We start from the raw sequence: 23,404 nt of genomic DNA on the forward strand, positions 1-23,404 counted from the left end.
GTTCGACGACATACCCCGGCGTGCGCCGGGGTGATGCGCTGTTCAGAACCCGAACCCGACCGTCAGCCCATAGGTGCGCGGATCGCCGACATTGCCCGCGATCAGCCCGGTATTCCCCGGCGTGGTCGCCAGCACTTCATAATATTCGATGTCGAACAGGTTCCGGACCCATCCGAAGACGTTCACGCCCTTGTCGGTCCGGAACCCCAGGCGCGCATTGACCAGCGTGTAGCCGTTTACGTCGGTGTAGATCGACCGCGAGGCGTTGGACGAGAATTTCGTCCGCGAATTGGCATCCACGCCGACATAGGCCTCTCCCGAAGCGCCCAGCACCTGCCCCGGCAGATTGTATTCGCCGCCGTAGGAGAAGGCGAACTTGGAAATGCCCGGCAGCCACTGACCGGAAATGTCGCACACGACGGGGCTGTTGGTCCCCGGCTGGCCGGGTGCGCCGATGGGCGTGCCGTTGCCACCGCCCGACAGCTCTGGCGGGCACGGCGCGTTCTTGAAATCCACATACTCATGATCGGTGAAGGCACCGTTGGTGTAGAAGGTGACGCGATCGCTCGGCCGGACCGAGAAATCGGCCTCCACGCCGCGCACGCGCACCTTGCCCGCATTGGCCAGATAGCCGCGCAGCGTCGAGGTGGAGCTGTTGTTCACCACCGCCTGATAGTCGCGGATCTCGGTCCAGAAGCCGGTGACATTCAACGTCGCCTTGCGATCCCAGAACTGCGTCTTCGCGCCCAGCTCGAAATGATCGACCTTCTCTGGCTTGACCTGCGCCAGCTGCGTCTGGACCACGCCGCCCACCACCGGCACGCCGTTCAGGTTCAACCCGCCCGATTTGAAGCTGTGCGCATAGGTGGCGTACAGCAGCACGTCGCGCGACGGCTTGTACGAGGCGGTCAGGTCGTAGGAGACGTTCCACTCACGGAATTTCTGGTCGCGGAACGCCTGCGGCTGGATCGCATCGCGCTGCGCCGCCTGCCGGGCAGTGCCGCCGGTCGCGGGGACCAGATTGCCCTGCCCGTCGCGGACCACGCTGATATAGCTGCCGACCTTGTCGTCGTAGTTGAGCCGCACGCCCGGCGAGAGCGTCACGTCGTCGGTCAGCTTCCAGTTGAGCTTGCCGAACAGCGCGCCGGAAAAGTTCTTCAGGCTGATGTCGTTGTTGGCGGTCAGCCCGTCCAGCACCGACGGATCACGCGACAGCGCGTTGGACGGATTGATGAGCCACCGGCTCGCCGCCGGTCCCTGCCGCTGCGTGCCGGTCGTCTTGATCGTCTGATAGAAGCCGAACGCGCCCAGCACGTAATCGAATCCGCGCCCTTCCCCGGCGTAGCGGAACTCCTGCGTATATTGGTCCTGCCGGCTGGGGTTCTGCGACAAGGTCGTGATCGGCAGCCCGGTGAAGTCGCGGTCGTTGGCGGGCAACCAGTCCCAGAAGCGATAGGCGGTGATCGAGGTCAGCGTTCCCCCGCCCAGATGATATTCGCCGCGCAGCGACAGCCCGCCCAGCTCGTTGCGCGCGCTCAGCTTCGCGTCGAGATCGGTGACGCGGTCGAACGGATTGCGGCTCGGCGGTTCATAGCCCTGTGCGGCGGCGAGCGCATCGAACTGCCGGTTCAGCGCGCGCTGCGTATTGCCGACCCGCACGAAGATCTGCGCGCAGCACGCCGGGTTCTGCCGCGAGTAATCGCCCGACAAGGTAAGGTCGAGCGTGTCGGTCGCCTTCCACAGCAACGCGGTCCGAATGCCCAGATTGTCCTGCGCGTTGACGTAACTGTCGCTCGCGACGTTGTAGATCGTGCCGCGCCGGCTGGTGGTCGACAGGCCGATGCGGATCGCGACATTGTCGGTCAGCGGGCCGGATACCGACGCCTTGCCCTGCTTGAATTCCAGATTGCCGACCGTGATCTCGGCGCGACCCTGCGGGGTGAAGCTGGGCGCCTTGCTGGTGATGTTGATCGCGCCCGCGACGGTGTTCTTGCCGTACAGCGTCCCCTGCGGCCCGCGCAGCGTCTCGATCTGCTGGACGTCGAGGAAGTCGAGCGTCGCCGCCGCGACGCGGCTGAGATACACCTGATCGATGTAGATTCCGACGCCCTGCTCGATCCCGTCGTTGGTCAGGCCCAGCGGCGCGCCGAGCCCGCGAATGTTGATCGACGAATTGCGCGGATTGGTCGAATAGAATTGCAGCGTCGGCTGGAGTTGCTGGAGCCGCTGGACGTTGAAGCTGCCGGTGGCGTCCAGTTCCTTGACCCCGACGACCGAGATCGGGATCGGCACGTTCTGCACCGCCTCGCTTCGACGGCGCGCGGTGACGACCACGTCGGCGGCGGCGGAGCTGCGTTGCACATCCTCCTCGGTCCGTTCCGGATCACCCGGCGTGGCCGCGGTCGCGTCGCGCGGACGCTCGCCCACCACGACAGGGGTGGGTGGCTGTTGCGGCTGCTCGGCGAGTTGCGCCTGGGCGGCCAGCAGCATGGCAAGCGTTACGGACAAAGCGAATCCCCTTCTCTTCCTCGCCGCCCGATCTGCCAGCTCCTCGAATCCCCATCAAGAAACTAGGTGTTTACATCCCCCTTGAAACGCTTCGCATCGGCCCCAAATTCAACGGCGTGCGGTGCTGGTCACCGGGCCGCACGGAACGGGCGCCGCGTACATCCGGGCGCCGCTTCAAATAGCTCATCGGAGGATTTGACATGCGTTTCGATCTTACCCCCTATCGCCGCTCCACCATCGGCTTCGACCGTCTGTTCGACCTGATCGAGGCCAATGCGCGGAACAGCGCCGAAAATTACCCGCCGTTCAACCTGGAGCGCGTCGCAGACGACCGCTACCGCATCACGCTGGCCGTGGCCGGGTTCGCCCGCGACGAGATCGAGATCGTCGCGCAGCAGAACCTGCTGCTCGTTACCGGCAAGAAGGATGACAAGGCGGATAACAACCAGTTCCTCCACCTCGGCATCGCCAACCGCAGCTTCGAGCGGCGGTTCGAGCTCGCCGATTTCGTGTTCGTGGAGGACGCACGGCTGAACGACGGTCTGCTGGTGATCGATCTGGTCCGCGAAGTGCCCGAGGCGATGAAGCCGAAGACGATCGCGATCAAGACCGGTGCGCCGCTGGCCGCCGTCGAGGACAAGGCGGCCGACGAGGCTCAGGCCGCCTGACCGGAATCGGCGTCTCTTTGCTCCCTTTCGAGGCGCCGGTGGGGGCGTCCGGGCCGCAAGGTCCGGGCGCCTTTCCTTTTTTCCGGACAGCCCCTTCGATAACTGAAGCCTGGTGCTCGTTACGCCATGGCCCCTCGGCGCTGACGCCGCAGCGCCGCGCCGGTGATCGCGAAGCCCACCAGCATCATCGCCCAGGTCGCCGGCTCCGGCACTGCCGGCAGGCCGAAGCCGAACTGCTTGTTGATGTCGTTGTAGAGGGCGCGGTGGATGGCGGCCGTCGGGTGGATGCCGTCGATCGAGAAATATCCGGTGCACGACGGCAGCGCCTTCGCCCCCTGGCAGGTCGAGGTGGCATCCGCCGGGTCGGGCAGGATCAACGTGGCGGGCAGGTCGTAAGCGGTCGGGTTCGCCTGCACCCGCCCGAAGAAGTCGAGATAGCTGTACCGCATCAACCGCGTGCCGCCGTTCAGCGACAAAGCCCCCAGCGCGCTGGTCAGATAGCCCTCCGCTTCCAGCGAATAGGCGAGCGGCGTCCCAAGCGTCGCGACCGGGAAGCCGGTGATGAGGATGTTGCGCGCGCCCAGCTTGTCGAGCGACTTGACCGCGGCCGCATAATCCGCAGCGGCGCTTTCCAGGAACGCGCTGTCGCTGGCGTAACCGGCGGGCGTCCCACTCTCCAGCGCGGCGAAGACGTCGTTCCCGCCGAAGTTGAGGACGTACAACCCGTTCGGGTCGACCGCCTTGCCCTTCGACACCGCCAGCGCATAGGTCGCGACCTGTTCGCCGGCATCGGGCACCGCCGTGGTACTGGTCGCGCGCGCGCCGCCGAACGCATAATTGCTGCCCCCGGCCAGCGACGCGGTGGTCGGCGCGCCGTACATGGCGATGCTCAGCAGGTCGGTATAGTCGTAGCCGTTGGTGAACCGCCCCTCGACATAGCCACGCGCCGGATCGGCCCCCAGCCGCAGCGCGCGGATGTTGCCCGCATCGACCAGGCTGTCACCGAACACCGTCATCGATGAGAAAGGCGGCATGCCGGTCTGCGCCAACGCCGGCCCCGCCCACGCCATCGCCGCCGCGCATACGAGCGCCGTCATCCGTCCGATCATCACCGTCCTCTCCCGTTTAGTTTATTGTAAACGGGAGGTTAACCACGGCAACGCCGGCACGCAATGTCCGGCGACGTGGCGGAAGGAAAGCGTCGCCCGCCCCCTTCACCCGTCACCCCGGCGAAGGCCGGGGTCCAGTTGGGAAGGCTTCGGTAAAGACACGGCGCGCATCCACGCTCGCGCCTCGCAAAGGGATCCCCGCCGTCGCCGGGGTGACGGGAAAAAACGACGATGTGGCCGGAGCGGAGCGGCGTATGCGGCCGCCGCGAAATCAGACCAGCCGACTCTGCTTCAACGCCGCCGCAATGAAGCTGGCGAACAGCGGGTGCGGCTCGAACGGCTTGCTCTTGAGTTCCGGGTGGAACTGGACGCCGACGAACCACGGATGGTCCGGGCGCTCGACGATCTCGGGCAGCATCCCGTCCGGGGACATGCCGGAGAACACCAGCCCGCCCTTCTCCAGCGCCTCGCGATACTGGGTGTTCACCTCGTACCGATGGCGATGGCGCTCGCTGATCGTCTCGCTGCCATAGATCGAGGCGACGACGCTGTTGCCGGTCAATGCCGCGGGGTACGCGCCGAGCCGCATCGTGCCGCCCAGGTCGCCGTTCTCGGCGCGCTTCTCCAGCCCGCGCTCACCCATCCATTCGGTGATCAGGCCGACGACCGGCTCCTCCGTGGGGCCGAATTCGGTCGACGACGCCTGTTTGATGCCGGCCAGATCGCGCGCGCCCTCGACGCACGCCATCTGCATTCCGAAGCAGATGCCGAAATAGGGTACGTTATGCTCCCGCGCGAACCGGACCGAGGCGATCTTGCCCTCCGCCCCGCGCGATCCGAACGCGCCGGGGACCAAGATCGCGTGGCACGGCTCCAGATGCGCCGCAATCTCGCTGTCGTCGTCGCCCTCGAACAATTCGGCGTCGATCCAGCGGATGTTGACCTTCACCCGATTGGCGATGCCGCCATGGACCAGCGCCTCGTTGAGCGACTTGTACGCGTCCTGCAGGCCGACATACTTGCCGACGACGCCGACCGTCACCTCGCCCTCGGGGTGCATCAACCGCTCGACGATCTCTTCCCAGCGGCTGAGGTCGGGCGGCGACGACGGCGTGATGCCGAACGCGCGCAGCACTTCCGAATCGAGCCCCTCGCCGTGATACTGGAGCGGGACCGCATAAATGCTCTTGGCGTCGAGCGCGGGGATGACCGCGCTCTCGGGCACGTTGCAGAACAGGGCGATCTTCGCGCGCTCCGACTCGGGCAGCGGCTGTTCGCAGCGGCAGACGATCACGTCGGGCTGCACGCCCAATGCCGCGATCTCGCGCACCGAATGCTGCGTCGGCTTGGTCTTCAGTTCGCCCGCCGCCGCGATATACGGCACCAGCGTGACGTGGATGCTGATGGCGTTGCCGCGCCCGACCTCGTTCTTGAGCTGGCGAATCGCCTCGATGAACGGCAGCGACTCGATGTCGCCGACCGTGCCGCCGATCTCGCAGAGCACGAAGTCGAGGTCGTCGGTCTCCGCCTTCGCGAACGCCTTGATCGCGTCGGTGACGTGCGGGATCACCTGCACCGTCGCGCCGAGATAATCGCCGCGCCGTTCGCGCTCGATGATCGTCTTGTAGATCCGGCCGGAGGTGACATTGTCCGACTGGCGCGCCGAGACGCCGGTGAAGCGCTCGTAATGGCCCAGGTCGAGATCGGTTTCCGCCCCGTCGTCGGTCACATAGACCTCGCCATGCTGATACGGGCTCATCGTGCCCGGATCGACATTGAGATAGGGATCGAACTTGCGGATGCGGACGCGATAGCCGCGTGCCTGCAGGAGAGCCGCTAGGCTCGCCGCCATGAGACCCTTGCCGAGCGAGGAGACCACGCCGCCGGTGATGAAAATGTACCGCGCCATGGGACGCAACCCCTAACCTTCAACTACGCAAAAGGGCAAGCGCGCGGGAGCCCCGCGCGCGACGAAACGACAGGATTGTCGGAAATCAGCGCGCCAGCGGCACGCCGTTGTCGGCCGGCGCCTGCGCCGCCGCGGCAGCATTCTGCGCCGCGCCCGTCAGGCCGTCGTCCTGACCCGCGACCGGCGGCTGCGCCTGGGTCTGGGCGGCCGGAGCGCGACGCTGCAGCGACGTGTCGACCGACACCGCGCCGCGATGCGCGGCCAGGAAGGCGAGCAGGATGCTCATCAGCACGAACAGGCTGGCCAGCACCGCGGTCGCGCGCGTCAGGAAGTCGGCCGCACCGCGCGCCGACATCAGCCCCGACGGGCTGCCCGACGACGTCAGGCCGCCGCCTTCCGAACGCTGCATCAGGATCACGGTGACGAGGGCAGCCGCGATGATGGCCTGGAGGACGATCAGGAAGGTGAACATGGGCTGCGCGCGAATCCGAAACGGAGGAAGTGGGCGCACGACAGCGCGGCACCCGGTCTGTCGCCGCACATAGGGGAGCCGCGCGCAACGATCAACCGCATGGCCGCGCCCGGCGTTCCGGCGCAGCACCAAATTCATGACATTACTGAAACCACTGACGAAAGCGGGCGTTGACCCCGTACCCATCCGGGACAGCCCAGTCATCTTTAGCGGGACGAGGACATGGCAACATTGGCTCAACCCGAACTGAGTTCGTGGATGAACGCGCTGGTCGATTATGTGCGGTCGGGCGAACCCGATCTCACCAACCGCCAGATGGCGCTTCTGCTGGTCGTCTATCTCCGCCCGGGGCCGCATACGGTGCGCGGTCTGGCGCGGATCCTGAACGTCTCGAAACCCGTCGTGACGCGCGCCTTGAATCGATTGGGGGCGCTGGGCTATCTGCGCCGCCAACGCGACGACAGCGACAAGCGCAACATCTTCGTCGCCCGCACGACCGAGGGGGCAGATTTTCTTGAAGAGTTCGGCCAGTTCATCGGCGACGGGGAGCCCCCAGCCGCCGTACGCGCCAACGGAAACCACGGCGGCGCGGCCCGGGCGTAGCGGGTTCGCGCTCGTCGGGCGGTCGCGCACGCTCGATCCGCGCACCCATGCGGTCCGCCCCGACATCGCCGACGTGCGCCTGGCCGACCGGGTGTTCGCGCCGCATTATGCCGCACCGTTGCGTCGCACCGTCGCCGCCGCCACGACGTTGCGCGAAGGACGCGCGAGCGACAGCGCGACGCTGACCGACCTATCGCAGGGCGCGGCGTTCGATCTGCTCGACCTGACCGGCGGCGTGGCCTGGGGCATCGCCATCGACAGCGGACTGGTCGGCTATCTCGATGCCAGGCTGGTGGGGGCATAATGAGCGTCACGGTCTTCATCGACGGTGCGGTCGGCACGACCGGGCTGGAAATCCGCGAGCGGCTCGAATCGCGCCGCGACGTCACGCTGGTCACGCTGGATGACGCCCGCCGCAAGGACGATGCCGCGCGCGGACAGGCGATCAACGACGCCGATATCGTGATCCTGTGCCTGCCCGACGATGCGGCACGCAGCGCGGTGGCGATGATCGCCAACGATCGCACGCGCGTCATCGACGCCTCCACGGCGCATCGCGTAGCCGACGGGTGGACCTATGGCTTCGCTGAGCTTGAGTCTGACCAAGGCGCGCGGATCGCCGAATCGCGCTTCGTCAGCAATCCCGGCTGCTACCCGACCGGCTTCCTGGCGCTGGTCCGCCCGCTGGTCCGCGCCGGGCTGCTCGATGCCGGCGCGCTGCTCAGCGTCAATGCCACGTCCGGCTATTCGGGCGGCGGCAAGGCGATGATCGCCGAGTTCGAGGGCGGCGAGACCAACACTGCCTACCGCCCCTACGCCCTCGCGCTCGCGCACAAGCACGCGCCGGAGATGCGGCTGCACGCCGGCCTGTCGACCGCGCCGATCTTCCAGCCCGCGGTCGCGCGCGCCTATCGCGGAATGGTCGTGCAGGTGCCGCTGCATCTGGCGCAACTGACGCGAGCCGCCTCGCTGACCGACGTCGCCGAGGTGCTGGCAAGCGCTTACGACGGCGGGCGCGTGGTGCGGTTCGCGCATGACGCGACCTCGGTCGTGCGGATCGAGGACGATGCAAGCACCGACCGCATGACCCTGCGCGTCACCGGCAACGAGGCGACCGGACAGGCGCTGCTGATCGCGACGCTCGACAATCTCGGCAAAGGTGCGGCAGGCGCGGCGGTGCAGAATCTGAACATCATGGCCGGGCTCGACCCCGTCGCCGGCCTTACCCTGTAATCATCTGAGGAGACGCGAGTTGGAGCGCAACCCGGTCGGCAAGCTGCTGTTGTTCGGTGCGACGGGCGATCTCGCCAAGCGCATGTTGCTGCCCTCGCTTTATGGGCTGCACGCCGACGGACTGCTGCCGGAGGGGCTGACGATCACCGGCTCGGCACGCGGCGACCTGACCGACGAGCAGTTCCGGGAGGCGACGCACAAGGCGCTCGATGAATTCCTGCCCGCCGACCGGAAGGATGAGGCCGCGCTGTCGACCTTCCTGGACCGGCTGTTCTTCCAGCCGGTCGACCTGTCGGACGCCTCCACCTATCAGGCGCTGGCCGACAAGATCGGCGACGTCTCGGGCGGTCTCGCCATCTATCTGTCGACCGCTCCGTCGCTGTTCGAGCCGGCGGTGAAGGGGTTGCAGAGCGTCGGCCTGGCGGGCGAAACGGTGCGGATCGCGCTGGAAAAGCCGCTGGGCTACGATCTCGAATCGAGCCGCGAGATCAACGACACGGTCTCGGCGGTCTTCCCCGAGGACCGCATCTTCCGCATCGACCATTACCTCGGCAAGGAGACGGTGCAGAACATCCTCGCACTGCGCTTCGGCAATTCGATGTTCGAGCCGGTGTGGAATGCGCGCGGGATCGACAACGTCCAGATCACCATCGCCGAGACGGTGGGTCTGGAGGACCGCGCCGGTTATTACGAAGGCGCGGGCGCACTGCGCGACATGGTGGCGAACCATATGCTGCAGCTCGTCGCGCTGATCGCGATGGAGCCGCCGGCGCTGTACGACGGCACCGCGATCCGCGACGAAAAGGCCAAGGTCTTCCGCTCGTTGCGCCGCATCGCTCCCGAAGAGGTGCAGCAGCTGACCGTTACCGGCCAGTATGAAGAGGGCGCGGTCGGCGGCAAGGTCGTCAAGGGCTATGACGAAGAACTGGGCTATGACAGCGATGTCGAGACGTTCGTCGCCATCAAGGCGCATGTCGACAACTGGCGGTGGCAGGGCGTGCCCTTCTACCTGCGCACCGGCAAGCGGATGGCGAAGCGCCGCAGCGAGATCGCGATCCAGTTCAAGCCGGTGCCGCACTCGATGTTCTCGGGGCGCGGGGGGCTGCTCCAGCCGAACACGCTGATCATCCGTCTGCAGCCCGAGGAATACATCCAGCTGCTGGTGATGACCAAGGAGCCGGGGCTGGACCGCGACGGGCTGAAGCTGCGCGAGGTGCCGCTCAACCTCAGCCTCGACGCGCAATTCGCGGGCAAGCGGCGGCGGATCGCCTATGAGCGGCTGCTGCTGGACCTGATCGAGGGCGACCAGACGCTGTTCGTACGTCGCGACGAGGTGGAGGCGCAGTGGAAGTGGATCGACGCCATTCGCGCCGGCTGGGCCGCGAACCAGACCAAGCCGAAGCATTATGCGGCCGGAACATGGGGCCCTGCGGGCGCGATCGCCTTGACCGAGCGCGACAATGTGACGTGGCAGGACGACTGACATGATCGTCGCCCCTGCGCAGGCAGGGGCCCATGTCTCTCGCCCTCGGGCGTTGCGGCATGAGGAAACAGATACAGGCTCCTGCCTCCGCAGGGGCGACGAGGTAGATACATGACCGAAATCGAATGGTGGGAATATGACGACGCCGCCGAACTGGCGGATGCCGTCGCGGGCGACATCCAGTTCGTCATCGAAAGCGCGATCGACGCGCGCGGCTCGGCGGTGATCGCGCTGGCGGGCGGCAAGACCCCGCTGCCCGCCTATGAGAAGCTCGCCAAGGCGAAGCTCGACTGGAAGCGCGTGACGATCATCCCGGGCGACGAGCGGATCGTGCCGCTGGGCGACCCGCTGTCGAACGTCACCGCGCTCGGCAAGATCTTCATCCCCAAGGGCGCGCGCGTGATGCCGATCGTTCCCAAGGCGACCGACGATTACAAGGCGGCGGGGCGCTCGGCCGACGCGCTGATGCAGGACCTGCACTGGCCGCTCGACCTCTGCCTGCTGGGCGTCGGCGGCGACGGGCACACCGCGTCGATCTTCCCCGGCCCCGATTACGACGAGGCGCTGAACGGCCCGAAGGAACGCCGCGCGGTCGGCGTCATGCCCGATCCGCTGCCGCCCGAGGCACCGGTCGCGCGCGTGACCCTGACCCGGCAGGGCATCGTCACCGCGCGCGCGCTGATGATCGCGGTATCGGGCGCGGCCAAGCGCAAGGTGATCGAGGACGCGATCAAGGAAGGCGCGGGCTCGCCCTATCCGATCGGGCGCGTGCTGTCCGATGCCGAGTTGCCGGTCGACATCCATTGGGCGGCCTGATCTGACGGTGGTCGCGAACCACCTCCGTTCGCCCTGAGGAGCCGTTGAGCGAAGTCGAAACGGCGTCTCGAAGGGCTGGTCGGGCCGGATCGTCCCCCGGACGATCCTGAACATGTCGAGGGCATGTTTACCTGAACAGTACTTCGAGACGAGGCTTCGACAGGCTCAGCCTCTCCTCAGCACGAACAGCGGCGGCACTGGTGATCGACTTGACCTCTCCCGGCCCTTGTCCCGCGAACGACACTGCCGCAAAGACTGACGCTACGGCCTTCAAAGGAGGCCAGGACTGCCGGACGTGTCCGGCATGACGAGGACGTAAAGCCATGAACCCCGCCGTCGCCGCCGTTACCGACCGGATCATCGAGCGTAGCCGCCCGACCCGGCAGGCGTATCTGTCGCTGATCGAGCGTGAGCGTCAGGGCTGGATCGGTCGCCCGCGCCTCGGCTGCGCGAACCTCGCGCACGCCTATGCCGGTACGCCCGAAGACCGCGACACGATGAAGACGCAAGCTCAGGCGATGAACATCGGCCTGGTCACCGCGTACAACGACATGCTCTCGGCGCACGCGGTCTATTATCGTTACCCCGAACAGATGAAGGTCTGGGCGCGCGAAGTCGGCGCGACCGCGCAGGTCGCGGGCGGGGTCCCTGCGATGTGCGATGGCGTGACGCAAGGCTATCCGGGGATGGAGCTGTCGCTGTTCAGCCGCGACACGATCGCGCTGTCGACCGCGATCGCGCTCAGCCACGGCACGTTCGAGGGCGCGGCGCTGCTCGGCATCTGCGACAAGATCGTGCCGGGCCTGCTCATGGGCGCGCTGCGCTTCGGGCATCTGCCGATGATCCTGATCCCCGGCGGCCCGATGCCCTCGGGCCTCCCGAACAAGGCGAAGGCGGCGGTGCGCGAGCGGTTCGCCGAGGGACAGGCGACGCGCGACGAACTGCTCGAGGCCGAGATCCAGGCCTATCACACGCAGGGCACCTGCACCTTCTACGGCACCGCCAACACCAACCAGATGATGATGGAGGTGATGGGCCTCCACATGCCGGGCGCGGCGTTCGTCAATCCGGGCACCAAGCTGCGGCAGGAACTGACCCGCGCCGCCGTCCATCGGCTGGCGACAATCGGCGTGCATGGTGACGATTATCGTCCGCTGGGTGCGTGCGTCGATGAAAAGGCGATCGTCAACGCCGCCGTCGGGCTGCTGGCGACCGGCGGCTCGACCAACCATCTGCTCCACGTCCCCGCGATCGCGCGCGCGGCGGGGATCGTCATCGACTGGGAGGATTTCGACCGCCTCTCCGCCGCCGTGCCGCTGCTCGCGCGCGTCTATCCGAACGGATCGGCGGACGTGAACGGCTTCGAGTCGGCGGGCGGGATGCCCTATGTCATCCGGCAGTTGCTCGACGGCGGTTATCTGCACCGCGACATCATGACCGTCGCGGGCGCCGACCTGTCGGCCTATGCCGAAACGCCGGTGATCGAGGGCGACGCGCTGGCGTGGCAGCCGGTCGGCGACAGCCGCGACGAGACGATCCTGCGTCCGGTGACGCAGCCCTTCTCGCCCGATGGCGGGATGCGGATCCTGCAGGGCAATATCGGCCGCGCCTGCATCAAGGTGTCGGCGGTCGAGCGTGAGCGCTGGGTGGTCGAAGCGCCCGCGCGCGTCTTCGCCGACCAGCTTGAGGTGCTGGAGGCGTTCAGGAACGGCGAGCTGGAGCGCGACATGGTGGTCGTGGTCCGTTTCCAGGGGCCGCGCGCCAACGGCATGCCCGAGCTTCACAAGCTGACCCCGCCGCTCGGCGTGCTCCAGAATCGCGGCTTCAAGGTCGCGCTGGTCACGGACGGCCGCATGTCTGGCGCGAGCGGCAAGGTGCCGTGCGCGATCCACTGCTCGCCGGAAGCATTGGGCGGCGGCGCGATCGGGCTGATCCGCGACGGCGACCTGATCCGTGTCGATGCCGAGGCGGGCACGCTGGAGGCGCTGGTGCCGGCCGACGAATGGGCCGCGCGCGAACCGGCCCCCTTCCCCGCCCCGGCGACGGGCATGGGCCGCGAGCTGTTCGGCATGTTCCGCGGGCTGGCGGACGAAGCCGAGAAGGGCGCCAGCGCGGTGCTGGCGGGCGCGGGGCTGTAGTCAGACGTCACCCCGGACTTGTTCCGGGGTCCACCCAACCGCACACTCACACGGATCGGACTTGCGGCGCGGTGGATGCCGGAACAAGTCCGGCATGACGGAGGATTGCTGATGCAGGTCGTATCGGTCGATATCGGAGGGACGCACGCGCGCTTCGCCATCGCGGAGGTCGAGGGCGGGCATGTCGTCTCGCTGGGCGAGCCGACCACGCTCAAGACCGCCGAGCACGCCAGCCTCCAGACCGCCTATGAGGCGTTCCGGGAGCGGATGGGCGGCACCCTGCCCAACGCCGCCGCGATCGGGGTCGCCTCGCCGATCACCGGCGACGTGATCCGCATGACCAACAATCCCTGGGTGATCCGCCCGTCGCTGATCCCCGAGCGGCTGGGTGCGGACACCTGGACGATCATCAACGACTTCGGCGCGATCGGCCATGCGGTCGGGCAATTGCCGGAGGCCGATTTCGAGCATCTCTGCGGCCCCGACATTCCCCTCCCCGCGCAGGGCGTGACCACGGTCTGCGGGCCGGGTACGGGGCTGGGCGTGGCGCAGGTCTACAAGCAGGACGGCCAGTATCGCGTCCTGCCGACCGAGGGCGGGCATATGGATTACGCCCCGCTCGACGGCATCGAGGATGCGCTGCTCAAGCGGCTGCGCAAGACCTACACCCGCGTCTCGGCCGAGCGGATCGTCGCCGGGCCGGGGATCGTCGCGATCTACGAGACGCTCGCCGAGATGGAAGGGCGCGCCTATGTCCACAAGGACGACAAGGCGATCTGGACCGAGGCGCTGGAGGGCACCGATTCGATCGCGCTCGCCGCGCTCGACCGCTTCTGCCTCGCACTCGGCGCCGTCGCGGGCGATCTGGCGCTGGCGCATGGCGCGAAGGGCGTCGTGATCGCCGGGGGATTGGGCTTGCGCATCAAGGACAAGCTGCTGCGCTCCGGCTTCGACCAGCGCTTCGTCGCCAAGGGGCGGTTCCAGTCGCTGATGTCCGGTCTGCCGGTCAAGCTCATCACCCATCCGCAGCCGGGCCTGTTCGGTGCCGCGGCCGCCTTCGCGCAGGAGCATCAATCGTGAGCACCATCGAAACCGTCATGCGTACCAGCCCGGTGATTCCGGTGCTGGTCATCAACGACGCCGCGCAGGCGCGCCCGCTCGCCGAGGCCTTGGTCGCGGGCGGATTGAAGGTCTTGGAGGTGACGCTGCGCACCCCCGCCGCGCTTGATGCGATCCGTGAGATGCGCCAGGTGCCCGGCGCGATCGTCGGCGCAGGGACCGTCGTGACGACCGAACAGGTCGCGCAGGTGCAGGACGCCGGGGTCGAGTTCATCGTCTCCCCCGGCCTGTCGGCAAAGACCGGCGCGGCGATCCTGGAGGCGGGCATCCCGTGGTTGCCCGGCGTTGCGACGGCCGGCGACATCATGCGCGGGCTCGACATGGGGCTGGAGCATTTCAAGTTCTTCCCGGCGGAAACGAGCGGCGGGGTAAAGGCGCTCAAAGCGCTTGCCGCCCCCTTCTATCAGTGCAAATTCTGCCCGACCGGCGGCATTACCGAAGCAAGCGCGCCCGACTGGCTGGCGATCCCGCCGGTGCTGTGCGTCGGGGGAAGCTGGGTCACGGACGGCACGCTGCCCGAGATCGAGGCGCGCGCCCGCGCGGCGGCATCGCTCCCGCGCTGATCCACGCCTGATCCTACGGAGGGGAGCGGCGCCGCGCTGCGGCTGCCGCCCCCCTCCGGCGCGCCGACCTGACGTCGGGCCGAGCGCCATGTCAGTATTACGCGATAGTTGAGCGTGTCGCAGGGTCGCACGAGCCAGCGTCGCGTGAAACGTCCGGCTGATATCTATCGATTTCAATTGCTTCCATCGCCGGATTGGTGCGCAACCCGTAGCAATCTGGTCCGAGAACCGCTAACGCGAACGACTTGCAGTCGCGCCGAATGCCGCGTACCGCCGCTCTTTTCCGAAGGGGGCGCATGACGACGAACATCGCGCGGGTCGCAACCACACCTGCCCGCCCGGCGCGGGTCGCGCGCGCATCGGGTGGCAACCGTGCCATGCGGTGGCTGTCGCTGCTCCACCGCTGGACCGGCGCGATCACTGGCGCGCTGCTCGGGCTGCTCGGCGCGACCGGCACGCTGCTGGTGTGGCGCGACGACCTGACCTTCGTCCCGCATGGCGCCGATCCGCTCTCCCGCGATCCGGCACTGCTGGCTCATGCCGTGAACCTGATCGCCGCCGGGCCGCAGACACCGACGCGCATGACCTTCGCCAGCGATGGACTGGGCGTACATCTGGTCGGGTTTTCCAAGGGCACGGGCGCCTATGTCAGCCAGTCGGGCGAGGTCGTCGCGCGGTGGAGCAGCATAGCGCAGCGCCCCGAATTGTGGCTGTTCGACCTCCACCACCGCCTCTTGCTGGGCGAGACGGGGGAGACGCTCAACGCCATTGCCGGGCTGTTCGGGTTGTTCTTCGTCATCAGTGGGACGATCTTGTGGTGGCGGGTGCGCCATCATTTCCACCCCAGGGTCTGGCCGGCGAAGATGACCCCGGGTGCGATCGTCCACCATCATCGCGATCTGGGCCTGCTGACCGCGCCGCTGCTGTTTCTGTCGATGCTGACCGGCGTCATGATGCTGCTGCCCTCGCTGACCGGCGTGTTGCTGGGCAGTGGACCGCGCGCCCGCCCGCCCGAAGTCCTGCGGGCGCATCATCTGCCGGCCCATCCCGACTTCGGCCCCGTCTTCGCCGCTGCGCGGGCGCGCTTCCCGGACGCGGAGCCTCGCCGCCTGCAATGGCCGCGCATGCCGGGGGCGCCTTTGACGCTCCGTCTGCGTCAGCCGTTCGAATGGAATCCGAACGGGCAGACCTTCGTCCATTTCGATCCGGCGACGCTGGCCGTGGTCGGCGTCACCGATCCCAGGTCGGCGGGGCGCGGAGCCGGATTGCGGGAAAAACTCTATCCGCTTCACGCCGGGAAAGTGGGTGGGCTGGCGTGGAAACTGGCCACGACGCTGTCGGGAATCGCGATGACGTTGCTGGGCTCGCTGGCGGTCTACGGCTTCTGGAAGACGCGCGCCAACATCCGCGCGGCCGCTCGCCGCAAACGGTTGCACCGATGACAGCCGAAAGGATACGAACAAAATTCGGCCTTGAAACAGCCCGTTACATGCGCATCGCGCAGTGACCTTGTTACTACCTTTCCGAACCTAATTGACACCTATTTGTAACCACTACATCGTGGTCAGGCGAGTTGGACCAAGTGGTCTGGCCAGGCGATGTATCTGGCCAGCCCCGACGGAGGTGTCCTGCGCGAACGGGGGTTGAAAATGGGGTACGATCGTCGAAACGAAAACGGCTGCACGCAGGTCGCGAAAGCCACGCTGATGTCCTCGGCAGCGACGCTGATGCTGCTGGCTGCGCTGCCCGCGACGGCGCAAACCTCGACGCCGGAGCCGACTGCCGAAGCCGCCATCGATGAGGCGCAGGGCGATATCGTCGTCACCGGCTTCCGCGCGTCGATCGCGACCGCGCTGGACGCCAAGCGGCGCGATACGCGGGTAAGCGACGGCATCTCGGCGGAGGATCTGGGCAAGTTCCCGAGCCAGAACATCACCGAATCGATCCAGCGCATCTCCGGCGTCCAGATGCAGAACATCAATGGTCGCGGCGCGACGATCAGTATTCGCGGCCTCGGTCCACAATATGCTCTGACCACGATCAACGGCCAGACCTTCAAGAGCGCCGACTTCACCGACGGTTTCCGCTATGACATCATCCAGACCGAACTGGCGAATGCGGTACAGGTGCTGAAATCGCCGACTGCCGACATGGACAGCGGCGGACTTTCGGGTACGATCAACATCCAGACGGTCAAGCCTCTGGACTATAGCACGCGCAAGATCGTCGTGTCGGCGAAGGCGCAGAACAGCGAATATGCCGGCAAGACGATCACGCCGAAGGTCGGGGTCAGCTATGTCGACCAGCTCGCCGATGGCAAGCTGGGCGTGTACGTCAACCTTGGTTATCAGAAGCTTGAGGACCGCGCCGACTATCTGTTCCAGGACCGCTGGGCGACGCAGACCATCAACGGCGCGCGGGTCGCGGTGCCGCGCCGGCCGCGATATCGGCGCATCGACCGCTCGATCGACCAGCTGATGGGCAGCGGCGGGCTGCAATGGCGCCCGATGGACAATCTGGAGGTCGATGCGACCGCGATCTATGCGCGCGACGACACCCATTATGACGTCAACCAACAGGTTTTCCTGTTCAATACCGCACGCTTGGCGGCAGGCAGCGTGTCGGACGGCGCGTCGAAGGTGACGACGGCGACCAACTTCACGCTGGAGAACAACCGCCAGGAGGAGAAGCGCAAGCTGTCCAGCCAAGGCTATACGCTCAGCACGAAATGGACCGGCGAAGACGGGTGGGCAGCGCGCGTCGCGGCCAATTACACGCGTGGTCATGCCTATGTTCGCGAGGATGCGGCGATCCTGGGGGTGACGATCCCGTCCGCGACGCTGGACATCACCGATCCGCGCAAGCCGAAATATATGGTCGCCGCCAACCTGAGCGATCCGGCGCTCTACACGCAATCGACGCTCACCCGGAACGAGTTCCCGGTCGGCGCGACCCGCAAGACGACCGGCAAGGAAGTCTCGACGCAGGTCGACGTGACGAAGGACGTAACGCTCGGCCCGATCTCGCAACTGGCGGCGGGCACGAAGTTCCGCCACGAAAGCTTCGTGCGCGACGTCAGCCGCCACGACCTCGCCTCGCTGACCACGCGGCCCGGCGCCAACAGCACCGTCTTCCCGACGCTGTCGGCCAGCCGTCTGGGCGTCGGCGGGTTCCTGAACGACGACGGCAACATCCCCAATGCCTGGGTCGCGCCCGATATCGCGGGCTATCGCAAGGCGCTGAGCGCCGCCGGGATCAACGTGCCCGACCTGCCCGCGCCCGAGGGGAGCTATACCGTCGATCGCTACATTCCGGCGGTGTACGCGATGGCCTCGCTGGAGAGCACGCTGTTCGGCGCCGGGCTGCGCGGCAATGTCGGCGTCCGGTACGAACATACGCGGCAGTTGGTGAGGGGCAACGTCACCCAGCCACGCACCGGCAGCTACACCAACGTCACCACCAAGATCGGCGATTACGAACAGACGCAGGAATATGGCAACGTCCTGCCGAGCCTGAACCTGGTCGTCGAGCCGACGAAGAAGCTGCAGTTCCGCTTCGCCGCCGCCAAGGTGCTGGTGCGCCCGATCCTGGACAGCACCACGTCGCTGGCGCAGACCACCTCGTCGGTCGCCAACACCTTCCCGGCGAACACCCGCACGATCACGGTGGACCTGGGTCAGGCGGGGCTGAAGCCGCTGACCGCCGACCAGATCGATCTGGGCGCCGAATGGTATTACGGCACCGCCAGCGCGCTATCGATCAACGGCTTCTACAAATGGGTGAAGAACGGCACCTTCTCGTCGCTGGTCTGCCCGGCGACGTTCGGTGGCGTCTCGCTCAGCCGCGCGACGAGCGGCACGACCAACGGCGATTGCGTCGATGCGTCGGGCAACATCTATAACATCACGCAGACCGCCAACGACGCGCGCACGATCCGCATCCGCGGCGTGGAGGTCAGCTGGAACCAGTCGCTCGACCAGTTCCTGCCGGTCGACGGCTTCGGCTTCATCGCCAACTACACCCGCGTGATCCCGACCAAGGTGGCGATCGGCACCGGCTTCACGGTGCGCAACCTGTCGAAGAACACCGCCAACATCACGCCCTATTGGGAGAACGACCGCTTCAGCCTGCGCGTGTCGGCCAATTATCGCAGCTCCTACGAGCAGAACGGCGCGGACAGCTTCTTCGCGACCGAGGGGCATACGGTGCGCGCGCGCACGCAATTCGATCTGGCGGCCGGCTATACCCCGACCGACACGCTCAGCTTCGCCGCCGGGGTCATCAACCTCAACAACAGCCGCGAGGAAGCGTTCTACAACAACAATCCGTCGATCTGGCAGGAGAGCAGCTTCTACGGCCGCAGCTTCTACCTGTCGGCGACACTGCGCATGTAAGTCGGCCGGGGGCGGGCCGCGCACGCCCGCCCCCCTTCCCGACCGTTTCCCGCCGCGCTACGCTGCGGAAAAACAGGGGGTCTTGCCATGCGTCATCTGTTCCTTGCCGCCGCACTCGCGTCCGTCGCGCATCCCGCGCTGGCCGAGCCGGATTATGCCGCCGCGATCCGCAGCGATTACGACACGTCGCTGGCGACGATATGGGACGATTTCCACCGCCACCCCGAACTGTCGTTCAAGGAGACGCGCACCGCCGCGAAGATGGCGGCCGCCCTGCGCGCGATCCCGGGTGTGCAGGTGACGGAAAAGGTCGGCGGCACCGGCGTGGTCGGTGTGCTGAAGAACGGCAACGGCCCGGTCGTGCTGGTCCGCGCCGACATGGACGGCCTGCCGGTCGCGGAGAAATCCGGCCTACCCAATGCCAGCACCGATCGACAGGTCGGCGTGGACGGCGTGGAGGCCCCGGTAATGCATGCCTGCGGCCACGACACGCATATCGTCGGGCTGCTCGCGACCGCGCGGCGGCTGGCGGCGATGAAGGACCGCTGGGCGGGCACGGTACTGTTCATCGTCCAGCCCGCCGAGGAACGGGTCGGCGGCGCGAGCGCGATGCTGAAGGACGGGCTCTACACGCGCTTCCCCAAGCCCGATTACGCGCTGGCCTATCATTCCAATTCCGAGGGGCTGGCGGGCACCGTCTCCGCATCGGAGGACATCCAGTACAGTTCCTCGGACAGCGTCGATATCGTCGTGCCTGGGATCGGCGCGCATGGCGCCAGCCCGCAGGCGGGCAAGGATCCGGTCTATATGGCCAGCCAACTGGTCATCGCGCTCCAGGGCCTCATCAGCCGCGAGCGCCAGCCGCTGCGCCCCGGCGTCATCACCGTCGGCAGCTTCCATTCCGGGTTGAAGCACAACATCATTTCCGACGAGGCGAAGTTGCAGGTCACGGTGCGCGCCAATGACGAGGCGACGCGCGCGCAACTGCTGGCCGGGATCCGCCGCGTCGCGCAGGGCATCGGCGAGCTCAACGGCATGCCCGCCGACAGGATGCCGGTGGTGACGGTGATCGAGGGCACGCCGACCACGATCAACGACGCGGCGCTGGCCCGGCGGCTGAACGGCGTGATGGCCACGACGCTGGGGGCGGACAAGGTCATCCCGTTCCAGCAGAAGGGGATGGGCGCGGAAGACTTCGCCGCCTTCATCGAGCCGAAGTACGGCGTGAAGGGCTATTATTTCGCGGTCGGCGGGACGCAGCAGGCGGCGTTCGATGCCGCCGCGCGCGGCGGGCCGCCGGTGCCGTCGCATCACTCCCCGCTGTTCAAGGTCGATCCGCGCGCGGTCGTCACCACCGGCGCCACCGCGATGACGGCGGCGGTCCTCGACCTGTTGAAACCGGGGGCGACCGCGTAGGCGGGGGCGACGGAGGGTTATTCGTACTCCGTCGTTACCTCGGGCCTTGATCCGAGCTTCATGGTGGCACCGGCGCGGTGGTAACGGTTCCACGGCAGCGATCCCGGCTCCAGCGACAGGGCTTGCGGACGGGTGGACCCCGGCCGTCGCCGGGGTGACGTGATGGATGGGGCAGGACACCCGACCTTCTCGACGGGTTTTCGGGGACCACCGCTTCGCAGAGCCAAGGGCGAACACGCTGACGAAGCGGTGGATGCCGGCCCCCCGTCCGGCAGGATCGCCGCGCGTTCGCGCGCGACGCTGCGCGGCGACGGAGGGCCGGCTCAGCGCGGCATGAAGCGCGGGGAATAGTCCGCCATCGTCATGAACACGCTGTCGACGCGCGTGACCAGTTTGCCCGACGCCTCGGAGCTGGCAACGACCGCTTTCCACGCCGGATCGGCGACGAACGCCGCCCAGTCGGCGTCGCGCGCGGCGCGGTCGGGATAGGCGAGCACATAGACCAGCCGCCCTTCCGGCTGCTCGGTCGTGGGCATCTCGTTCCAATAGGCGACGTTGGTCATGCCGTGCTTGGCGAACAGCGTCATCGTATGCTCGCGGAACCGCGCGTTCAGCGCGGCGGCCTTGCCGGGCGCGGGATAATAGGTGCGCAGCTCATACACCGCGGTGCGCGGGTTCAGCTTCGGCGGTTTCGCCGATGCCGGCGTGCCCGCCGTCATCGTCATCGCCATCGCCACGATCGCCGTCAGTCGCATCCCGCCTCTCCCAGTTCTTATCGATGCCAAGCGTAGCCGCGGCATCGCGCCAGCGCCATTGATCCGCGACAAGCTCCGCGATTCACCTTATTATCGGCGCAGCCCGATCACCGGGCCGGAGGATGTTTCGATGCGCCACCTGCTCGCAGCCACCGCCGCGCTGATGCTGGTCGCCGGGCCGGTCGCGGCGGCGCCGTGCAAGGATCCCAAGACCGGCAAGTTCGCGAAATGCCCGGCCAGGCCGGCCAAGTGCAAGAACGCCAGGGGTCAGTTCGTGAAGTGCGGCACGCCCGGTGCGAAACCGATCGGCTGAGCCGCGATCACACCGCGCGGCGGGCGAGCGCGCGGCGACGCTCGTGGCTTTCCGCGCGGGCGCGTTCGACCGCCTCGGTTTCGGTCACGAGCAGCAGATGATCGATGACGCGGGTCAGATGGTCGCGCATCGCGCCCCGCGCCGCGACCGGGGACCGCGCCTCCAGCGCCGCCAGGATGCGGCCGTGCTCGACCAGCCGCCCCTCGGTGTCGAGGCTGCCGGCCTTCACCAGCACCTCTCGCGCCAGCGGCGAGCGGAAGCGCATGTCCCAGAAATCGGTCACGGCGGCGATGATGACCGCGTTGCCGGTCGCCTCCGCGATCGCGATGTGGAAGCGGCGGTCGGCCACCTCGGCCGCCGCGCTGTCGTCGCTGTCCATGTCGACCAGCAAGGCGCGAAGCTCGCCCAGTTGCTCCTCGGTGATCTCGGTCGCGGCGACGGCGGCCACCTCGCCTTCCAGAAGCCGGCGCGCCTCGGTGATCTCGAACGCGCCGATATCGAGTTCCTGCTCGACATGCGGGCTGGCGGTGGCCAGCACGAACACGCCCGAACCCTTGCGCGCCTCGACCAGCCCCTGCATCTCCAGCGCGATCATCGCCTCGCGGATCGTCGGGCGGCTCACCCCGAAACGCTCGGTCAGGTCGCGCTCGGCCGGCAGCCGGGTGCCGACCGGATAGGTGCCGGCGACGATGTCGGCGACGATCGCCTGCACGATCCTGCGGTACAATTTGCCCTGCTCGACCATGAGCCGCTCGTTCCTCCTGCGCGCATGATCGGCATGCGAACGCCACCCGGTAATGGCCGCAACAGCCACAGCGTCAAGAGTTTACGGGTAAATGACTGACAATGCGCGAGCATTGGCCTTACCAACTTTCGCAAACGCGCGTGGTTGCCGAAGCGGGGTGTCATGCGTTGCCGGCGGCATGACCAATGCCGACGTCCTGATGCCCGCCCCGCTTCCCGCCGCCGCAATCGCCGCGCTGGACGGTCGGGTGCGGCTGCATCGCCTGTGGGAACAGGACGACCCGGCGGCGTATCTCGCCCGGATCGCGCCGCGCGTCCGCGGGCTGGCGGGCAAGCCGGCCGGGCGCGTCGATGCCGCGCTGTTCGACCGGTTGCCGGCGCTGGAGATCGTCGCCAATTTCGGCGTCGGCTATGACGCGGTGGACGCCGTGGCGGCCGCCGCACGCGGGATCGTCGTGACCAACACCCCGGGCGTGCTGGACGAGGAGGTCGCCGATCTGGCGGTCGGGCTGTTGCTGGCGACGATCCGGCGGCTGCCGCAGGCGGACCGGTATGTGCGCGACGGGAAGTGGCCGCACGCGCCCTTCCCCTTGTCGCCGACGTTGCGGGGGCGGCGCGCCGGGATCCTGGGGCTGGGCGCGATCGGGACGGCGGTGGCCCGGCGGCTGGAGGCGTTCGGCCTGTCGATCGCCTATCACGGGCGACACCGGCAGGACGGCGTGGATTATGCCTATCACGACACGCCCGCGGCGTTGGCGGCGGCGTGCGACGTGCTGATCGCGACGGTGCCGGGCGGTGCCGGGACGCGCCATCTGGTCGACGCCGGGGTACTGGCGGCGCTGGGCGCGGACGGGGTGTTCATCAACGTCGCGCGCGGCAGCGTGGTGGATCAGGCCGCGCTGATCGCGGCGTTGCAGGGCGGCACGATCCTGGCGGCCGGGCTGGACGTGTTCGACGACGAACCGCAGGTGCCCGACGCGCTGATCGCGCTGCCCAATACGGTGCTGCTGCCGCACATCGGCTCCGCCTCGACGCAGACCCGCGCGGCGATGGGGCAGCTGGTCGCGGACAATCTGATCGCGTGGTTCGAGCAGGGGCGGCCGCTCACCCCGGTGCCCGAGACGCCGGTGCCGTCGCAGCGGCGATGACGCGGGGAGCGGC

At 67.5% G+C, this 23,404-nt stretch carries 20 protein-coding genes; 14 read left to right on the forward strand and 6 right to left on the reverse strand.

What is annotated here, in order from left to right; genetic code table 11:
* Positions 1-42: 42 nt before the first annotated feature.
* Positions 43-2,490 carry a TonB-dependent receptor gene (locus tag NS334_RS15765; protein ID WP_058756905.1) on the reverse strand — a complete coding sequence of 816 codons (2,448 nt, stop codon included), beginning with the start codon at positions 2,488-2,490 and terminating at the stop codon, positions 43-45.
* A gap of 218 nt (positions 2,491-2,708) precedes the next feature.
* Here NS334_RS15765 and NS334_RS15770 point away from each other — a divergent pair, with 218 nt between their 5' ends.
* Entirely contained in the window at positions 2,709-3,176 is a 468-nt protein-coding gene (locus NS334_RS15770) for an Hsp20 family protein (RefSeq protein WP_058756906.1), read from the forward strand.
* A 119-nt stretch (positions 3,177-3,295) separates the two neighbouring features.
* Here NS334_RS15770 and NS334_RS15775 read toward each other — a convergent pair whose 3' ends face one another.
* The 3 genes from NS334_RS15775 to secG form a co-directional block, all read right to left on the reverse strand.
* Positions 3,296-4,273 (reverse strand): SGNH/GDSL hydrolase family protein, encoded by a 978-nt coding sequence (locus tag NS334_RS15775; protein WP_193753129.1) that lies wholly within the window; start codon positions 4,271-4,273, stop codon positions 3,296-3,298.
* A gap of 283 nt (positions 4,274-4,556) precedes the next feature.
* Entirely contained in the window at positions 4,557-6,194 is a 1,638-nt protein-coding gene (locus tag NS334_RS15780; protein ID WP_058756908.1) for a CTP synthase, read from the reverse strand.
* An 85-nt stretch (positions 6,195-6,279) separates the two neighbouring features.
* The gene (gene secG, locus NS334_RS15785; protein WP_058756909.1) at positions 6,280-6,666 is read right to left on the reverse strand and encodes a preprotein translocase subunit SecG; all 387 of its coding nucleotides are present in this window, start codon (positions 6,664-6,666) and stop codon (positions 6,280-6,282) included.
* 258 nt (positions 6,667-6,924) lie between these two features.
* On the opposite strand from secG, the gene NS334_RS15790 reads away from it, so the two are divergent.
* The 11 genes from NS334_RS15790 (at position 6,925) to NS334_RS15840 (ending at position 20,431) form a co-directional block, all read left to right on the forward strand.
* The gene (locus NS334_RS15790; RefSeq protein WP_058756910.1) at positions 6,925-7,269 is read left to right on the forward strand and encodes a MarR family transcriptional regulator; all 345 of its coding nucleotides are present in this window, start codon (positions 6,925-6,927) and stop codon (positions 7,267-7,269) included.
* Between the two features lie 73 nt (positions 7,270-7,342).
* Positions 7,343-7,573, forward strand: a complete 231-nt coding sequence (locus tag NS334_RS15795; RefSeq protein ID WP_241491995.1) for an SH3 domain-containing protein — start codon at positions 7,343-7,345, stop codon at positions 7,571-7,573.
* On the forward strand, positions 7,573-8,502 hold the full coding sequence (gene argC / locus NS334_RS15800; protein ID WP_058756911.1) for an N-acetyl-gamma-glutamyl-phosphate reductase: 930 nt from the start codon (positions 7,573-7,575) through the stop codon (positions 8,500-8,502). Before NS334_RS15795 ends, argC begins: the two co-directional genes overlap by 1 nt.
* A gap of 19 nt (positions 8,503-8,521) precedes the next feature.
* Entirely contained in the window at positions 8,522-9,985 is a 1,464-nt protein-coding gene (gene zwf, locus NS334_RS15805; protein ID WP_058756912.1) for a glucose-6-phosphate dehydrogenase, read from the forward strand.
* Positions 9,986-10,096: 111 nt separating this feature from the next.
* Positions 10,097-10,801 carry a 6-phosphogluconolactonase gene (gene pgl / locus NS334_RS15810; protein WP_058756913.1) on the forward strand — a complete coding sequence of 235 codons (705 nt, stop codon included), beginning with the start codon at positions 10,097-10,099 and terminating at the stop codon, positions 10,799-10,801.
* Positions 10,802-11,124: 323 nt separating this feature from the next.
* Positions 11,125-12,939, forward strand: a complete 1,815-nt coding sequence (gene edd / locus NS334_RS15815) for a phosphogluconate dehydratase (RefSeq protein ID WP_058756914.1) — start codon at positions 11,125-11,127, stop codon at positions 12,937-12,939.
* A gap of 111 nt (positions 12,940-13,050) precedes the next feature.
* Positions 13,051-14,019: a glucokinase gene (gene glk, locus NS334_RS15820; protein ID WP_058756915.1), complete on the forward strand. Its 969-nt coding sequence runs from the start codon at positions 13,051-13,053 to the stop codon at positions 14,017-14,019.
* On the forward strand, positions 14,016-14,621 hold the full coding sequence (gene eda, locus NS334_RS15825; RefSeq protein WP_083500543.1) for a bifunctional 4-hydroxy-2-oxoglutarate aldolase/2-dehydro-3-deoxy-phosphogluconate aldolase: 606 nt from the start codon (positions 14,016-14,018) through the stop codon (positions 14,619-14,621). The genes glk and eda overlap by 4 nt, the downstream gene beginning before the upstream one ends.
* A gap of 296 nt (positions 14,622-14,917) precedes the next feature.
* Positions 14,918-16,063 (forward strand): PepSY-associated TM helix domain-containing protein, encoded by a 1,146-nt coding sequence (locus NS334_RS15830; protein ID WP_193753130.1) that lies wholly within the window; start codon positions 14,918-14,920, stop codon positions 16,061-16,063.
* Positions 16,064-16,327: 264 nt separating this feature from the next.
* Positions 16,328-19,015: a TonB-dependent receptor gene (locus NS334_RS15835; RefSeq protein ID WP_058756923.1), complete on the forward strand. Its 2,688-nt coding sequence runs from the start codon at positions 16,328-16,330 to the stop codon at positions 19,013-19,015.
* 87 nt (positions 19,016-19,102) lie between these two features.
* A complete protein-coding gene (locus NS334_RS15840; RefSeq protein WP_058756917.1) occupies positions 19,103-20,431 on the forward strand; it encodes an amidohydrolase in 1,329 nt (442 codons plus the stop codon).
* Positions 20,432-20,754: 323 nt separating this feature from the next.
* On the opposite strand, the gene NS334_RS15845 is transcribed toward NS334_RS15840, so the two are convergent.
* Positions 20,755-21,186 carry an NIPSNAP family protein gene (locus NS334_RS15845; protein WP_058756918.1) on the reverse strand — a complete coding sequence of 144 codons (432 nt, stop codon included), beginning with the start codon at positions 21,184-21,186 and terminating at the stop codon, positions 20,755-20,757.
* A 58-nt stretch (positions 21,187-21,244) separates the two neighbouring features.
* Between NS334_RS15845 and NS334_RS15850 the strand changes: the two genes are divergently transcribed.
* Positions 21,245-21,499, forward strand: a complete 255-nt coding sequence (locus tag NS334_RS15850) for a hypothetical protein (protein WP_083500545.1) — start codon at positions 21,245-21,247, stop codon at positions 21,497-21,499.
* Between the two features lie 7 nt (positions 21,500-21,506).
* On the opposite strand, the gene NS334_RS15855 is transcribed toward NS334_RS15850, so the two are convergent.
* Complete coding sequence (locus NS334_RS15855) at positions 21,507-22,244, reverse strand: FadR/GntR family transcriptional regulator (RefSeq protein ID WP_058756919.1); 738 nt, start codon at positions 22,242-22,244, stop codon at positions 21,507-21,509.
* Positions 22,245-22,422: 178 nt separating this feature from the next.
* On the opposite strand from NS334_RS15855, the gene NS334_RS15860 reads away from it, so the two are divergent.
* Positions 22,423-23,391 carry a 2-hydroxyacid dehydrogenase gene (locus NS334_RS15860; RefSeq protein ID WP_058756920.1) on the forward strand — a complete coding sequence of 323 codons (969 nt, stop codon included), beginning with the start codon at positions 22,423-22,425 and terminating at the stop codon, positions 23,389-23,391.
* Positions 23,392-23,404: the final 13 nt, after the last annotated feature.

It is taken from the genome of Sphingomonas endophytica (assembly GCF_001476895.1).
Taxonomy (GTDB): domain Bacteria; phylum Pseudomonadota; class Alphaproteobacteria; order Sphingomonadales; family Sphingomonadaceae; genus Sphingomonas; species Sphingomonas endophytica_A.

Bases quoted from the DNA above. Each gene is read 5' to 3' on its own strand.
- pgl (WP_058756913.1), top strand. From the start codon at position 10,097: ATGACCGAAATCGAATGGTGGGAATATGACGACGCCGCCGAACTGGCG.
- secG (WP_058756909.1), bottom strand. From the start codon at position 6,666: ATGTTCACCTTCCTGATCGTCCTCCAGGCCATCATCGCGGCTGCCCTC.
- NS334_RS15830 (WP_193753130.1), top strand. From the start codon at position 14,918: ATGACGACGAACATCGCGCGGGTCGCAACCACACCTGCCCGCCCGGCG.
- NS334_RS15835 (WP_058756923.1), top strand. From the start codon at position 16,328: ATGTCCTCGGCAGCGACGCTGATGCTGCTGGCTGCGCTGCCCGCGACG.
- edd (WP_058756914.1), top strand. From the start codon at position 11,125: ATGAACCCCGCCGTCGCCGCCGTTACCGACCGGATCATCGAGCGTAGC.
- NS334_RS15860 (WP_058756920.1), top strand. From the start codon at position 22,423: ATGACCAATGCCGACGTCCTGATGCCCGCCCCGCTTCCCGCCGCCGCA.
- NS334_RS15840 (WP_058756917.1), top strand. From the start codon at position 19,103: ATGCGTCATCTGTTCCTTGCCGCCGCACTCGCGTCCGTCGCGCATCCC.
- argC (WP_058756911.1), top strand. From the start codon at position 7,573: ATGAGCGTCACGGTCTTCATCGACGGTGCGGTCGGCACGACCGGGCTG.
- NS334_RS15780 (WP_058756908.1), bottom strand. From the start codon at position 6,194: ATGGCGCGGTACATTTTCATCACCGGCGGCGTGGTCTCCTCGCTCGGC.
- NS334_RS15790 (WP_058756910.1), top strand. From the start codon at position 6,925: ATGAACGCGCTGGTCGATTATGTGCGGTCGGGCGAACCCGATCTCACC.
- NS334_RS15770 (WP_058756906.1), top strand. From the start codon at position 2,709: ATGCGTTTCGATCTTACCCCCTATCGCCGCTCCACCATCGGCTTCGAC.
- NS334_RS15855 (WP_058756919.1), bottom strand. From the start codon at position 22,244: ATGGTCGAGCAGGGCAAATTGTACCGCAGGATCGTGCAGGCGATCGTC.
- NS334_RS15765 (WP_058756905.1), bottom strand. From the start codon at position 2,490: ATGCTGCTGGCCGCCCAGGCGCAACTCGCCGAGCAGCCGCAACAGCCA.
- glk (WP_058756915.1), top strand. From the start codon at position 13,051: ATGCAGGTCGTATCGGTCGATATCGGAGGGACGCACGCGCGCTTCGCC.
- NS334_RS15845 (WP_058756918.1), bottom strand. From the start codon at position 21,186: ATGCGACTGACGGCGATCGTGGCGATGGCGATGACGATGACGGCGGGC.
- NS334_RS15775 (WP_193753129.1), bottom strand. From the start codon at position 4,273: ATGACGGCGCTCGTATGCGCGGCGGCGATGGCGTGGGCGGGGCCGGCG.